The organism is Bradyrhizobium centrosematis, from assembly GCF_045571495.1.
GTDB lineage: Bacteria > Pseudomonadota > Alphaproteobacteria > Rhizobiales > Xanthobacteraceae > Bradyrhizobium > Bradyrhizobium centrosematis.
Window position 1 is genome coordinate 6644110 of sequence record NZ_CP120703.1, and the last position, 14219, is coordinate 6658328.

Below are 14219 nucleotides of genomic sequence, written 5' to 3' on the forward strand. Positions count from 1 at the left end.
CTACGCTGCGTCCAGGGCACGAGACCGAGTGAATTCGCGTCTTTTGATTTTTGCATGAACAAGCTAGGTTCCCCGCCAACCAAAAAGAGGGAACGTCCAAAGATGATTTCAGGGCTGATTCGTAACCTGCGTGCCGTCGGTACCGCCGCACTGTGTCTAGCCGCCGCATCCACGGCCCAGGCCGACAATTATCCGAGCCGCAACATCACGTTGGTGCTGCCGTTCGCAGCCGGTAGCGGCACCGACACGACGACTCGGCTGATCTCGCAGCATCTGTCGCAGGCGCTCGGCGTCGGCATCATCGTCGAGAACAAGGCAGGGGCCAACGGCATGCTCGCCGCGACCTATGTCGCAAAGGCCGCCCCGGACGGTTACACGCTGCTGGTCACGACCAACACCACGCATTCGGCCAATCCCTTCCTGCTCAAGAACCTGACTTACGACCCGGTCAAGGACTTCACTCCGATCGCGCGCACCGGTGACCTCCCCTTCATGCTGGTGGTCAATCCCGAGGTGCCGGCAAAGACCGTCGGGGAGCTCGTCGCCTATGGCAAGGCCAATCCAGGCAAGCTGAGCTACGCCTCGGGATCGTCCTCCGCGATCGTCTCCGGCGCGACCTTTGCGCACAATGCCGGGCTCGACCTGCTGCATGTGCCCTACAAGAGCTCGCCGCCGGCGCTCAACGACGTCATGGGCGGCCGCGTCTCGATGATGTTCGTCGACATCCTGACCGGCCTTCCGCACGTCAACGGCAACGCGCTGCGCGCGCTCGCCGTCACCACCAAGGAGCGTTCGCCGCTGGTGCCGCATCTGCCCTCGATGCAGGAGGCCGGCGTGCCTGATTTCGACATCTCGTCCTGGCAGGGCTATTTCGGCCCGGCCGGCATGCCCAAGGAGATCGTGACCCGGCTCAATACCGAGATCAGGAAGATCATCGAGAACCCGGAGATCAAAGCCAAGCTCGCCACGCTCGGCATGGACGCCTTTTCCGGCACTCCGGAGGAGCTCGGCAAGTTCGTCAACGATCAGCTGGTGCTGTGGGAGAAGCTGATCACCAACGCGAAGATCGAGAAACAGTAGGGTTCGCAGGTCCCGGACAGGGCGCGGCATGAAATGACATGACGCAGAGCCAGGACCCAGATTGCGAATCCAAAGAGAAGAGGGTGGGCACGACGCCTGCGCGTCTTTGCCCACCCTCCGAATTCAGTGCAAGAATTTACGCCGCGCGCACCTTGGCGAGGAAGCCGTCAACGGCATTGCGCAGCGCGCCGGACTGGTTGTCCAGCTCGCGAGCGTTGGTGAGAACGTCGGTGGCCGCGCTGCCGGTTGCTTCCGCAGCGGAGGTGACGCTGCCGATATGGGCGTTGATCTCGCTCGAGCCGGCTGCGACCGACTGGATGTTACGGGCGATCTCGCGGGTCGCCTCACCCTGCTGCTCGATCGACGCGGAAATGCCCGCGGTGATCTCGCTCATCTCGGCGATCGTCTGCGTGATGCCGGATATGGCCGCGACCGCGTCGCTGGTCGAAGTCTGCATCGCCGCCACTTGCGCCGAGATCTCCTCGGTCGCCTTGGCAGTCTGGTTGGCCAGCGCCTTGACCTCGGAGGCGACGACGGCAAAGCCGCGGCCGGACTCGCCGGCGCGGGCCGCCTCGATGGTGGCGTTGAGCGCGAGCAGGTTGGTCTGTGCCGCGATCGAGTGGATCAGCTTGACGACCTCACCGATCTTCTCGGCGCCGGACGAGAGCACCTGAACGGTGGCGTTGGTACGCTCGGCGTCGTTGACGGCGCGGCTCGCCACTTCGGTCGAGCGCGTGACCTGACGGGAGATTTCCGCAACCGAGCTCGACAGCTCCTCGGCGGCCGCCGCGACCGTGCCGACATTGCCGGACGCCTTTTGCGACGCGGCGCCGACCGTCGCCGCGCGCGACGAGGCGTCGCTGGCGGTTGCAGTCATCGACTGTGCCGTCGACTGCATGCCGGCGGCGGCCGAAGAGACCGAGCGGACGATGCCGTTGACGCTGCGCTCGAAGTCGTTGGCGATCTCTTCCATCGCGCTACGACGTTCCGCCGCGGCGCGCTCCTTGGCATCGGCTTCGGTCTTCTCGAGATCGCGGATGCGAACCGCATTGTCCTTGAATATCTGGACGGTGGCCGCCATCGCGCCGATCTCGTCGCCGCGGCCGACGCCGGGAATGTCGCCCTCGAGCCTGCCATCGGCGAGCTCCCGCATCCGGGTGCCGAGCAGCGCCAGCGGACGGCTGATGCCGCGTCCGATCAGCCAGGCGACACTGCCGGCGACAATGAAGATGCCGAGCATGGCGAGGCCGAGCAGCCAATAGACCGGACCCATCTTGGCGTCGATATCGTCGAGATAGGCGCCGGTGCCGAGATACATGTCGAAACCGGGAACAGCGACGGCGTAGCCGATCTTGCGGATCGGCTTCTCCTGCCCAGGCTTCACATATTCATAGTGCAGCAGGATCGAGCCGTTCGCCTTCACGCCATCCATCAGCTCGACGGACAGCTTGCGGCCGTTGGTCACGACGTCCATGCGGTTGGCGCCGATCTGCTTCGGATCGGGCGCGAGCTGGGTGATGCCGTCATACGACGTGCCGAACAGATAGCCCGCGCCGTTGTCATAGGTCATCGCATTGCCGTAGCGGCGCAGCTCGGCCATCGCCGCGTCCTTCGTCAGCTCGCCGGCATCGACGCGCTTCTTCAGCGCGGCCGCATAGTTGCGCCCCAGTTCGACGATCGCTTTGGCCTGGTCGATGCGGGCGTTCACCATCTCCTGCTTCATCAGATAGCCGGCGAGGACACCGGAGATGCACAGGCCGAACAGGGTGACGCCGACAAGAATGCCGAGCTTCGGGGCGATCTTCAGATTGCTCAACTTCACGGGATGGCTCCGGCAATAAAGGGCTACGGGCACGCGACCAGATCGATCAAAATCGAATCAATTTTTAGGGGCGAAGCCCTTAGCAAGTTACTTACGTGCCTCCGTAGAAGCCCGGACGCAGCTGCCGAAACCGGCAATTTATCTCTCATCCAACAACCGGGAATTGTACGCCATCACCTCGATTTCGCGTAAAAGACGCAAAGGCCTGCCACGAAGGCGGGTCACAACAAGAAACCAAATCGGGAGCAGGATATGCCGAAATACAGGGTGGTGACGCCGAAGGGTGCGAGCTTCACCGTCGCGGGCAGCGATTATTCCTATGAACGAGAGGCGCTCGATCCGATCGACGCCGAGATCGTCGAGGCGCCCGCCGACGAGGCCGGGTTCATCGCCGCCGCGAAAGACGCCGACGCCATCTATGCCAAGGGCATTCCCATCACCAAGACGATCATCGACAGCCTGCAGAGCTGCAAGGTCATCACGCTCGGCTCGGTCGGCGTCGACAGCGTCGACGTCAAGGCCGCCACCGCCCGTGGAATTCCGGTGACCAACATCCCCGACACCTTCATCGAGGAGGTCGCCGACCACGCCATGATGCTGCTGCTCGCCGGCTTCCGCCGCCTGGTCGAGCAGGACCGCATGGTACGCGACGGCCGCTGGGCCGAGGGCCGGCCGGCGCTGCTCAAGATCCCGAGGCTGATGGGCCAGACGCTCGGCTTCATCTCGTTCGGCCGCGTGGCGCGTGCGGTTGCGAAACGCGCGGCGCCGTTCGGCCTGCGCATGATGGCCTACGATCCCTTCATCCAGGAAACGCTGATGTACGACCACGGCGTCATCCCCGCGACGCTGAACGAGGTGCTGTCGCAATCCGACTTCGTCTCGATGCATGCCCCCGCGCGGCCCGAGGTGCACCACATGCTGACCGAGAAGCACTTCCGGCAGATGAAGAAGGACTCGATCTTCATCAACACCGGGCGCGGCGCCACCGTGGACGAGGAGAGCCTGATCAAGGCGCTGCAGGAGGGCTGGATCGCGCATGCCGCGCTCGACGTGCTGGAGAAAGAACCGCCGTCGCGCAACAATCCGCTGCTCGGCATGGAGAACGTGACCCTGACCGCCCACGTCGCCTCCGCCTCGGCACGGTTTGACGAGGCGCGCAAGCGGCGGGTGGGCTACGAATTGTCACTGGTGCTGCAGGGCATGTGGCCGGTAAGCTGCGTCAATCCGTCGGTGCTGCAGACGACCGCGCTCCGCCGCTGGCAGCCCGTCAGCATGGATCGCGGGCCGAACAGCTAGACGGCCGGCGCAAAGGCGCCAACGACCGAAACGACCCTTCACCGGCGATCAACGCCGGGAAGGGAACATATAGGGAGGTACTGATGAGGAACGACATCACACGTCGTGATGCCTTGGCGCTGGGCCTATCCGCTGCAACGCTCGCGGCCGCAGGTGCTGCAGCGCAAACATCCAATATCAAAGCGGCCGATGTTGCTGCGCCGAAACGGGAGATCGAGAAGGGCGCTTCCTTGCGCATGCTGCGCCCGGTGCGCTTCGTGCAGGCCGACGAGGACGTGTTCCGCGCCAACGCGGCAAAGTTCACCAAGGACACCGGGGTCGAGGTCAAGGTCGACTTCGTCGGCTGGGAAGACATCAACCAGCAGACGGCCGTGACCTCGAACTCCGGCGCCGGCCCCGACATCATCATCGGCTTCTCCGACGCGCCGCACATTTATGTCGACAAGCTGATCGAGCTCACCGACGTCGCCGACTATCTCGGCAAGCGCTACGGGGGCTGGCTGCCGCTGGCGCAACGCTACGGCAAGAAGAACAAGAGCGATACCTGGATCGGACTGCCGTTCGGCGCCACCGCAGGTCCCCTGATCTACCGCAAATCGGTTCTGCAATCGGTCGGCTTCGACAAAGTTCCGGAAGATCATGCCGGCGTGGTCGATCTGTGCCGCAAGTTGCACAAGGCCGGCAAGCCGGCCGGATTCGCACTTGGCAACGCCAAGGGCGACGGCAACGGCTTCGCCAACTGGGCGCTGTGGTCGCACAACGCCTCCCTGCTCGACGAGGAGGGCAACGTCACCATCAACAGCAAGGAGACGGTCGCCGCACTGAACTGGGTCAAGGAGCTGTACCCGACCTTCATCGCCGGCACGACGTCGTGGAACGATGTCAGCAACAACCGCGCCTATTCCTCGCAGGAAATCTCGCTGACGGCCAACGGCGTCTCGCTGTATTTCTCGCTCAAGAACGACCCTGCGACCAAGGCGATCGCCGAGGACAGCGAGCACCAGCTTCTGCCCAAGGGCCTGGCCAAGGTCTCCCCGATGGCAGGCCTGACCCTGAATGCCATGGTGTTCAAGCACAGCCCGTACCCGAACGCCGCAAAAGCCTTCCTGCAATACATGATGGAAAAGGACCAGTACGAGCCCTGGCTCAACGCCAATTCCGGTTACTGGTCGCAGCCGCTAGGTGCCTATGCCGACGCCGCCGTGTGGTCGCAGGATCCCAAAGTGAGGCTGTTCAAGGACACGATGAACAGCACTTACTATGATGGTTACAAGGGCCCGATCTCGACCGCGACCGGCGCGGTCAGCGCCGATTACGTGCTGATTCAGATGTGCGCGTCCGTCGCCACCGGCGCCGCCACGCCGGAAGCCGCGGCCGCGGAAGCCGAGCAGCGCTGCAAGCGGTACTTCAGGCGGCAGAGATAGAGCCAAACGACGACGACAGAGCCGCCGTCATTGCGAGCAACACTTGCGACGAAGCTATCCAGACGATCACCGCGCAGACAGACTGGATTGCTTCCGCCTTCGCCGGGGCTTCGGCGGACAAGTCGCTTCGCTCGCAATGACGGTGTGGTGACACTTCAGACGGGACAAACCAATCTATGTCCGTGACCACGCTTTCCTCTCCCGCGCTGGCCCAGCGGCAACCGAACTGGCTGGTGCGGCTGTTCGACTACAAGCCGTTCCTGATCGTGATGTGCCTTGCACCGGCGCTCGGGCTGCTCGCCGTCTTCCTCACTTATCCGCTCGGCCTCGGCGTCTGGCTCGCCTTTACCGACACCACGATCGGCCGGCGCGGCATCTTCGTCGGCCTCGAGAACTTCCAGTATCTGCTCACCGATCCCCTGTGGTGGAACGCGGTGTTCTACAGCGTGGTCTATACCGGAATCGCGACCTTCGGAAAGTTCGCGCTCGGCTTCTGGCTCGCGGTACTGCTCAACAACCATTTCCCATTCAAGAGCCTGCTGCGCGCCATCGTGCTGCTGCCCTGGATCGTGCCGACGGTGCTCTCGGCACTGGCGTTCTGGTGGATCTACGATCCGCAATTCTCGATCATCTCCTACCTTCTCGTCGACGTACTGCACTGGCGGTCGAGCAATATCGACTTCCTCGGCTCACCCTGGCCGGCTCGTTTCTCGCTGATCGCCGCCAACATCTGGCGCGGCATTCCCTTCGTCGCGATTTCGCTGCTGGCGGGCCTGCAGACCATCTCGCCATCGCTCTACGAGGCCGCGATGCTGGACGGCGCCAGCGCCTGGCAGCGCTTCCGCTACATCACCTTCCCGATGATGATGCCGATCCTCGCCATCGTCATGACCTTCTCGATCATCTTCACCTTCACCGACTTCCAGCTCGTCTACGCCATCACCCGCGGCGGTCCCGTGAACTCGACGCATCTGCTGGCCACCCTCGCCTTCCAGCGCGGCATCGCCGGCGGCGAGCTCGGTGAAGGCGCCGCGATCGCGGTGTCGATGATCCCGTTCCTGGTGTTCGCGACGGTGTTTTCCTATTTCGGCCTGGCGCGCCGCAAATGGCAGCAGGGAGAGGCCAATGACTGATACCGTCGCGCAACCGGACGTCGCCGACGCCAAGGCCGCACCCGACACCATGGCCTGGGATTCCGGGTTGCGGCGGTTGATGATGATCTATTTGCCGCTCGGCTGCTTCGTGCTGATCCTGCTGTTTCCGTTCTACTGGATGGCGATCACCTCGTTCAAGCCGAACGCGGAGCTGATGAACTACAGGGAGCACAACCCGTTCTGGATCTCCTCGCCGACGCTCGCCCATATCAAGCATCTGTTGTTCGATACCGCCTATCCGCGTTGGCTGAAGACGACGATGCTGGTCGCAATCGGCTCGACCACGCTGTCCTTGATCGCGAGCACCCTCGCCGCCTATGCCATCGAGCGCCTGCGCTTCCGCGGCAGCCCCTATGTCGGCCTCGGCATCTATCTCGCCTATCTCGTGCCGCCATCGATCCTGTTCATTCCGCTCGCCACCGTTGTGGTGCAGTTCGGCCTGTTCGACTCGCCGCTTGCCCTGATCCTGGTGTATCCGACCTTCCTCGTGCCGTTCTGCACCTGGCTCCTGATCGGCTATTTCAAGTCGATCCCCTACGAGCTCGAGGAATGCGCACTGGTCGATGGTGCCACGCGGCTGCAGATCCTGCGGCGGATCACGCTGCCGCTGGCGGTGCCTGGCCTGATCTCGGCCGGCATCTTCTCGTTCACGCTGTCCTGGAACGAATTCATCTATGCGCTCGCCTTCATCCAGAGCGGCGCCAAGAAGACCGTGCCGGTCGCGATCCTGACCGAGCTCGTCACCGGCGACGTCTACCAATGGGGCGCGCTGATGGCGGGATCGCTGCTCGGCTCGCTGCCGGTTGCGATCTTCTACTCGCTGTTCGTGGACTATTACGTGTCCTCGTTGACCGGCGCGGTCAAGGAATAGATCCGCTCTCTCGTGCCCTCTCGCCGTTCTAATGGGGAAAGGGGGAGTGAGCTGCGGCGTTTGGCCCGGCTTCACAAAACTGCAACACGCGATCCGCATAACGCGTGCGTCCGCCAACAGGAGACGCACATGCGCGCGACTTTTCTCAGCACCGTCGCAACGATCATTCTCACCGCGAGCACCGCGCTCGCGCAGAGCGAAGGCGAATTCCCCGCCAAGCTCGCCGGCCACGTGGTGATGCCGGCCGCGACCTTCATCGATGCCCCGGCCGACGCTCCCGCCGATCTCAAGACCTCGGGCAAATATACCACCGGCAAGCGCGTCGATGCGCTCGGCACCGTGATGGGCAAGTCCTATGAGCGTCCGACCGGCATCTCCCTGCCGTTCAAGGGTCAGCCGCTGCAGGGCCATTCCGGCATCAAGACCATGCCCGACGGCACGTTCTGGGTCATCACCGACAACGGCATGGGCGCGCGCGCCAATTCGCCGGATTCGATGCTGTACCTCAACCGCTACAAGATGGACTGGGCCAGCGGCAAGATCGAGCGGCTGGAGACCGTCTTCCTACACGATCCCGACAAGAAGGTGCCGTTCCGCATCGTCCACGAGGACACAGAGAAGCGCTACCTCACCGGCTCCGATTTCGACACCGAAGGCTTCCAGATCATCGGCGATGTCTTCTGGATCGGCGACGAGTTCGGCCCCTACATCCTGAAGGCCGACAAAACTGGAAAGATCCTTGGCGTGTTCGAGACGGTTGCCGACGGCAAGCCGGTGCGCTCGCCGGACAACTGGGCCGTCGCGACGCCCGGCGCGCCAGGCCAGACCTACACCAATGTCAATCTCCGCCGCTCCAAGGGCTATGAGGGCTTCGCCGCGTCGAAGGACGGCAAGTTCATCTACGGCCTGCTCGAGGGCCCCCTGTGGGATGCCGAGAAGAAGGACTGGGAGAAGGTCGACGGCAAGGAAGCCTCGCGCATCCTCGAATTCGACGTCACTGCCGAGAAGTTCACCGGCCGCTACTGGCAGTATGTGTTCGAGCAGAACGGCAACGCCATCGGCGACTTCAACATGATCGATCAGGACTCCGGCCTCATCATCGAGCGCGACAACGGCGAAGGCACGGCTGACAAGGCTTGCCCGCAGGGCACCCGCGGCGAGAACTGCTTCCCGGATCTCGCCAAGTTCAAGCGCATCTACAAGATCGAGCTCAGCGATGCCAATGTCGGCAAGCCCGTGCGCAAGATCGGCTATATCGACCTGATGAAGATCAAGGATCCCGACAAGAAGGCGCGAAAGCCGCTCAATGACGGCGTCTACACCTTCCCGTTCTTCACTATCGAGAACGTCGATCGCGTCGACGAGACTCACATCATCGTCGGCAACGACAACAACCTGCCGTTCTCCTCCAGCCGCGACCCCAACAAGGCCGACGACGACGAGTTCATGCTGCTCGAAGTCGCGGACTTCCTGAAGGCGAAGTAAGATTTCTCTCCCTCTCCCCGCTTGCGGGGAGAGGGTCGGAACGGCGCATCATCCCCCCGCATTGCCTCGCGCCGACCTCTCCCGCAAGCGGGAGAGGTTTAGAGAGACCGCGGCGGAGTCGTTCCGCCTCACAGCCAGCACTGCCCCCTATCCCGCCGGCACGATCACCATGCTCTTGTCCTTCGGCCAGCGGATGCGCCAGGCGAAGTTGATGTCGCGGACTTCGCCGGGCTTGGCGTCGAACGACCATTCCAGCACGCCGCGCTTGTCGCGGATGTTGCTCGCGGTCGGCTGGGTGCTCGAGGGCAGCATCTCGACCATGATGTCCTCGCTCTCACTGACCGGCAGCTGATCCTCGATCGCAATCTTGATCGGGAAATCGTGTCCGTTGCGGATCGTGGTCTTGAACGAACGCTCGTCGGTCTTGGACGTCGTGACCAGCAGGCCTGCCGAACCTTCGTTGCGCTTGAGCACGGCGCGCTCGATCCTGATCCTGTCGTCGGCGCCGAAGCCGAGCCGCACGATGTCGTCCTTGGCAGACGCCGAAATCTTGCCGCGGCCGACAAAGACACCGTCGCGGTAGATCGCGACCTTGCCCGGCAGCAGCGCCGTGTCGTCGGTCTGCTTGAAGCTGGCTTCGAGGAAAGCGGTCGGGTCCAGCACTGGCGCCGCGCGCACAGCGAGATCGGCCGGCACGGTTATCGCCGCGATGCGCATGCTCTTGGCGCCCTCCTGGGCGCCGAGGCTGACACGGCCGGGAATCTTGAACGTGACCTGGAAGTCGCCGATCTCGGCGACGGCCTGCTGCTCGTCGGCGCGTTCGCGCGGCTCGGCCGCCTCCGCGATCTTGGCCATCGCCGGCGATTGCGCCTGTCGTGTCATGGGAGCAGGCCGCACAAGATCCGAGGCGGTGCCGAGCGCCAGCGGCTTGGGCAGCTGCGGATATTGCGCGAGAAGCGAGTTCAGCTCCGGGGCACTGCCGCCGCGGCCGATACGAACCGTGGAGACGCCGAGCGCGACGTTCGACCAGTCCTCGCCGGTCGACTGCGTGACCTCGGCGCGGCGGACCAGCTCGAGCTGCGGCTTGCGGTCCTTGGCGCCGGTGTCGAGGCGCGCGTCATAGAGCGGCACCCAGCGCGCGTTGCGCACGGCATAGGTCACCCGCAGCGTCGCTTTGGTCGCGGCGGCGGAGGCGACGTCGATCCGCACCTCCAGCTTGCTCGGCGGTTTGACCGAGCGCTCGGCTTCCAATTGCGCAATCTGGCGGTCGATCTCGCGCTGCTTACGCGTCGCATCGCGAATTGCGGTGTCGGCGGTCGCGACCTCCTCGGCGATCGCCGCAAATGCTGCGCGCCATTCGGTGATCGGCCTTGCCTCGCCCTTCTCCCCGAGGCCGGCCGGCGCGGCTTCGGCAAAATGCTGCGCGAATTTGCGCCGGGCGGTGGCCGAGTCGATCGCGCCCTGCAGATCCGCGCGCTGGTCCGTCAACGCCTCGATGCGCCTGTCGAGCTCGGGCAGGTTGACGGGAGACGCCGCGCGCGGCGGCCGCGCGTCGATCGTGCCGATGGTGAGCTTGGCCCCCGCCTCGCCTTCGACGCGGAGCGAGGACGGATCGAGCGAAAGCGGAAAGTCCTTGGCAACGAGTGTTGAGTCGCCGGAAGCGAGGTCGAGCGAAATGACGCGGGTGACGGTGGCACCATCCGGATAAACGGTGACGGTGTCGATGGCCGACGTCGCGTCGACGTCGGCGGCCCATGAAGGCAGCGCGAAGGCCGTGGTCACCAGGACCAGGCTCGTTGTGGCCAGACATTTTGCGGTGATGCGCATGAAATTCCTCTCTGCCGATATCGACGCGCCGCCAGCCAGACGCGCGAAAGATGCCTCGCCAAGATGGTTGGACGCGGCGGGAAAGGAACCGGTTCGATTGGGGTTTCCGTGGGGCGCCGCCGCGGCGGCACAAAGGCCGCGGAACGTGCAACAGTCCCGCGGCAGGCCTAGGCCTGGGTCGGCGCGCCCTGGCCGAAGATGCGCCGGAGCAGATCGGTCACGTTCTTGGCACACCCCTTCTTCAGGATGCTGGCGCGGTAACCTTCGACCGTCCGCGCACTCAGATGCATGCGCCGGGCGATCTCCTTGTTGGTCAGGCCGGCGGCAAGGTGCTCGAGCACGTCGACTTCGCGCGCTGTCAGCGGCTCGCAGCCGGGCAGCCAGCCCTGCCGGCTTGTGCCGGGCTGCGCGAATTCATCGATGGCGGCATCGATCCGACCGATGACGTCGTGGGTACGGAACGGCTTTTCGATGAAGTCGGCCGCGCCGCTCTTGATGGCGTCGACCGCCAAGGCAATGCTGCCATTCGCCGAGGTCACCAGTACCGGCGCCATGCAGTTTTCCTCGCGCAACCGCTTGAGCACATCGAGACCGGAGCGATCGGACGGCAGCTCTAGCAGCACGCAGGCCGGCATCCGCGCCTTTGCCTCGGACAACAGCGACGCGCCATCGGCGAAGCAGATCACGTCATAGGCGTTCTGTTGGAGCGCAGTCGAAAGTTGTTCGCGGGAGGCCGCGTCGGTGTCGATGACGAATACCTCACCCTTGGAAAGCATGTTCCCCGGCATAATCCCGATCCAGCAATGTCTTGGTCAAATGGCCCGAGACGGAAGCAGGCCGCATCGCCTCGCCGCGCCGTCATGAGCACGGCATTCACGCCAGTGCTTCGGTTTCCCGTATGTATGTTCCGTCTGGTTCCTGGATTTGACGGATCGGGACAGAAACTTTACATTTCGGGACATCTGCGGGAATGGCTGGCAGGAACGGTTCGCATGCCCGATCTCGTTCGCAGCGCAGGCTTGAGCTATTACCCGGAAATCGCCCGGTCGGTCGGGCTCGATCCGAAACAGATGATGCGCAAGGCCAGGCTGCCGCTGGCCTGCCTCGATAAGCCCGACACTCCTATTGCCGTCGCTGGCCTGCGTCGCCTGCTCGAATTGTCGGCAGAAGCGTCCGGCGCCGAAGATTTCGGCTTGCGCCTCGCCGAGCGCGGCGGCCTGACCAATTTCGGCGCGGTCGGCCTGATCGTGCGCGAACAGGCAACTGTCGGCGAGGCGATCGAGGCGTTCTCGCGCTTCATCCATACCCATCACGACGGCATGCGGTTGGACGTGACGCGCGGCAAGCAGACCGTCACGGTCACGCTGCATCTGCGCGGCCGTCGGCCGATCGCGCCGCGCCAGTCGATCGACATGGCGCTCGGCAGCATCCACCGCATCATCCAGTCGCTGTACGGCCATGACTGGCGGCCGCTGGAGGTGCATCTGCATTACCCGCCGCCGCACGATCGCAAGCGCTATCGCGACTTCTTCGGCTGCCGCGTGATCTTCAATGCCGAGGACGATGCGATCCTGCTGTCGGCGCACGACATGGATCGCCGGGTCCCGAGCGCGCATCCCCTGATCGCGACCTATCTGCGCAAGCGGATCGAGGCGATCGAAACCCGGCCGGCAAATTGGGAGGGGAAAGTCGACGAGGTCGTGCGGACCCTGCTCGCCAGCGGCGACTGCACCGTCGAGCGCGTAGCCGAGCATCTTGCCTGCACCCGTCGCACCATCCACCGCCGCCTTGCCGCCTCTGGCACCAGCTTCTCGGCCATCCTGGATGCGCAACGCGCCGATCTCGTGACTCAGTTGATCGACGACCCCGGCCGGCCGCTGGCTGACATCGCGGTGCAGCTTGGCTTTTCTGCGCAGAGCGCCATGGCGCGCTGGTTCCGCGGCCGGTTCGGCTGCAGCATCACCGATTGGCGCAAGGGCGTGCGGCCCCCGATACCGCCCGATACGCCCTCGGCGACTGCAGCTTGAGTTCAGCGCGCGGGAGCGGGCAAGCCCATTATGGCGAGCGCACGCCGGCGGCGGCCGGCAAGCAGTGGGCCGAACGCGACGGCAAATCCGAGGAACGCGACGATCCACCCACAGGCGGCGAGGTGCAGCAACAGATCGCCATGCGCGGGTAACGCCACAGCGGCGATCCGGGCCAGAGCTGCAATGATGACCGCGGCATAGATTGCCTGAACCGCCGGCGAAGCCGTCAACGCCTGTCCGGTATGGCCAAGGCTCGCGCGGGTCATCACCGCGAGCGTCATGGTTCCCGCCGCTCCTGTCATCCAGGCGTGGATGCCGGCGCTCGACGGCAGCGCTCCGAGGACCGCCAGGGCGTGCAGGATGAAGCCGAGCGGCACGAAGACGTAACCGACATGCAGGATCACCAGCAGCCGCTCGCGGAAGGTGCGATCGCCGGCCCAGCGCGCCAGCCGCACCAGATGCAGCCCGCCGACCAGCGCCATCAGGGCACCGGTGACGGCATTCAGCGGCGCCACGACCCAGCAGATGAGCGCGAGCGCGCTGCATCCGATCACGGCGCCGTCGAAGCGGCCAAACGGCACCGGCAGACGGCCAGGATTGAACTTGACCAGCCAGTTGCGGGTGAAGCTCGGGATGATGCGGCCGCCGATCAGCGCGATCAGCAGCACAACCACGCCGATGCCGACGCGGATGCTGACATCGGCCGCGCCCTGGTCGTGCGCCTCGAGATGAAAAGCGACGTTGCCGCCGAGCAGAACGAACACCAGCCCCACCACGGGCAAGTTGCGCCAATTGCCGCCTGCGACGATCTCGCGCGCCGCGGCGGCGAGGACCAGCGCCAGGAAGGCAGCATCGACGACCAGCGCAAATGCCCAGCCGGTATCGGCCGACAGTGTGACCGCGACACGCCCGGCCAGCCAAACCATCAGCAGCGCCCCGAGCGAGGGGCCCTGGATCGGCAGCCGCCCGGTCCAGTTCGGAATCGCCGTGAACAGGAACCCGGTGATGACCGCCGGCAGGAAGCCATAAAGCATCTCGTGGACGTGCCAGTCGCGCGGCGCGAATGCGGAGCTCACCGACAATTCGCCATAGAACATCGGCAGCCAGGCCAGGATCGATAATCCCGCCTGAATCGCAGCGAGCAGGAAGAAGGGCCGAAAACTGTTCGCAAACAGCGGCCAGCCCGCAGAGTTACGGGATCGGGCGCCAGCCATGGGTCAACTCCAATGAATT

General features: G+C 64.5%; 11 protein-coding genes. 7 read left to right on the forward strand and 4 right to left on the reverse strand.

What is annotated here, in order from left to right; all coding sequences use genetic code 11:
- The first annotated feature begins 102 nt into the window (after positions 1–102).
- On the forward strand, positions 103–1080 hold the full coding sequence (locus P6U31_RS31355) for a Bug family tripartite tricarboxylate transporter substrate binding protein (protein WP_407185515.1): 978 nt from the start codon (positions 103–105) through the stop codon (positions 1078–1080).
- Positions 1081–1216: 136 nt separating this feature from the next.
- Here P6U31_RS31355 and P6U31_RS31360 read toward each other — a convergent pair whose 3' ends face one another.
- Positions 1217–2902, reverse strand: coding sequence for a methyl-accepting chemotaxis protein (locus tag P6U31_RS31360; RefSeq protein WP_407185516.1), 1686 nt, complete (start codon positions 2900–2902; stop codon positions 1217–1219).
- A gap of 252 nt (positions 2903–3154) precedes the next feature.
- Here P6U31_RS31360 and P6U31_RS31365 point away from each other — a divergent pair, with 252 nt between their 5' ends.
- The 5 genes from P6U31_RS31365 to P6U31_RS31385 all read left to right on the forward strand — a co-directional run bounded on the left by P6U31_RS31365 (position 3155) and on the right by P6U31_RS31385 (position 9132).
- Positions 3155–4198, forward strand: a complete 1044-nt coding sequence (locus P6U31_RS31365) for a C-terminal binding protein (protein ID WP_407185517.1) — start codon at positions 3155–3157, stop codon at positions 4196–4198.
- 83 nt (positions 4199–4281) lie between these two features.
- Positions 4282–5622 (forward strand): ABC transporter substrate-binding protein, encoded by a 1341-nt coding sequence (locus P6U31_RS31370; RefSeq protein ID WP_407185518.1) that lies wholly within the window; start codon positions 4282–4284, stop codon positions 5620–5622.
- Between the two features lie 176 nt (positions 5623–5798).
- Positions 5799–6755: a carbohydrate ABC transporter permease gene (locus tag P6U31_RS31375; RefSeq protein ID WP_407185519.1), complete on the forward strand. Its 957-nt coding sequence runs from the start codon at positions 5799–5801 to the stop codon at positions 6753–6755.
- The gene (locus tag P6U31_RS31380; RefSeq protein ID WP_407185520.1) at positions 6748–7647 is read left to right on the forward strand and encodes a carbohydrate ABC transporter permease; all 900 of its coding nucleotides are present in this window, start codon (positions 6748–6750) and stop codon (positions 7645–7647) included. Before P6U31_RS31375 ends, P6U31_RS31380 begins: the two co-directional genes overlap by 8 nt.
- A gap of 129 nt (positions 7648–7776) precedes the next feature.
- Positions 7777–9132 (forward strand): esterase-like activity of phytase family protein, encoded by a 1356-nt coding sequence (locus P6U31_RS31385; protein WP_407185521.1) that lies wholly within the window; start codon positions 7777–7779, stop codon positions 9130–9132.
- A gap of 147 nt (positions 9133–9279) precedes the next feature.
- Here P6U31_RS31385 and P6U31_RS31390 read toward each other — a convergent pair whose 3' ends face one another.
- Together P6U31_RS31390 and P6U31_RS31395 are read right to left on the reverse strand one after the other, a co-directional pair.
- Positions 9280–10959, reverse strand: a complete 1680-nt coding sequence (locus P6U31_RS31390) for a mucoidy inhibitor MuiA family protein (protein WP_407185522.1) — start codon at positions 10957–10959, stop codon at positions 9280–9282.
- A 167-nt stretch (positions 10960–11126) separates the two neighbouring features.
- Entirely contained in the window at positions 11127–11747 is a 621-nt protein-coding gene (locus P6U31_RS31395) for a response regulator transcription factor (protein WP_407185523.1), read from the reverse strand.
- Between the two features lie 204 nt (positions 11748–11951).
- Between P6U31_RS31395 and P6U31_RS31400 the strand changes: the two genes are divergently transcribed.
- Positions 11952–12986 (forward strand): AraC family transcriptional regulator, encoded by a 1035-nt coding sequence (locus P6U31_RS31400; RefSeq protein WP_407190006.1) that lies wholly within the window; start codon positions 11952–11954, stop codon positions 12984–12986.
- 2 nt (positions 12987–12988) lie between these two features.
- Here the strand turns inward: P6U31_RS31400 and P6U31_RS31405 are convergent, their stop codons facing one another.
- On the reverse strand, positions 12989–14200 hold the full coding sequence (locus P6U31_RS31405; RefSeq protein WP_407185524.1) for an NnrS family protein: 1212 nt from the start codon (positions 14198–14200) through the stop codon (positions 12989–12991).
- Positions 14201–14219 lie beyond the last annotated feature (19 nt).

Coding starts and splice junctions, on each gene's coding strand:
- P6U31_RS31355 (WP_407185515.1), top strand. CDS start 103: ATGATTTCAGGGCTGATTCGTAACCTGCGTGCCGTCGGTACCGCCGCA.
- P6U31_RS31365 (WP_407185517.1), top strand. CDS start 3,155: ATGCCGAAATACAGGGTGGTGACGCCGAAGGGTGCGAGCTTCACCGTC.
- P6U31_RS31370 (WP_407185518.1), top strand. CDS start 4,282: ATGAGGAACGACATCACACGTCGTGATGCCTTGGCGCTGGGCCTATCC.
- P6U31_RS31375 (WP_407185519.1), top strand. CDS start 5,799: ATGTCCGTGACCACGCTTTCCTCTCCCGCGCTGGCCCAGCGGCAACCG.
- P6U31_RS31380 (WP_407185520.1), top strand. CDS start 6,748: ATGACTGATACCGTCGCGCAACCGGACGTCGCCGACGCCAAGGCCGCA.
- P6U31_RS31385 (WP_407185521.1), top strand. CDS start 7,777: ATGCGCGCGACTTTTCTCAGCACCGTCGCAACGATCATTCTCACCGCG.
- P6U31_RS31390 (WP_407185522.1), bottom strand. CDS start 10,959: ATGCGCATCACCGCAAAATGTCTGGCCACAACGAGCCTGGTCCTGGTG.
- P6U31_RS31395 (WP_407185523.1), bottom strand. CDS start 11,747: ATGCCGGGGAACATGCTTTCCAAGGGTGAGGTATTCGTCATCGACACC.
- P6U31_RS31400 (WP_407190006.1), top strand. CDS start 11,952: ATGCCCGATCTCGTTCGCAGCGCAGGCTTGAGCTATTACCCGGAAATC.
- P6U31_RS31405 (WP_407185524.1), bottom strand. CDS start 14,200: ATGGCTGGCGCCCGATCCCGTAACTCTGCGGGCTGGCCGCTGTTTGCG.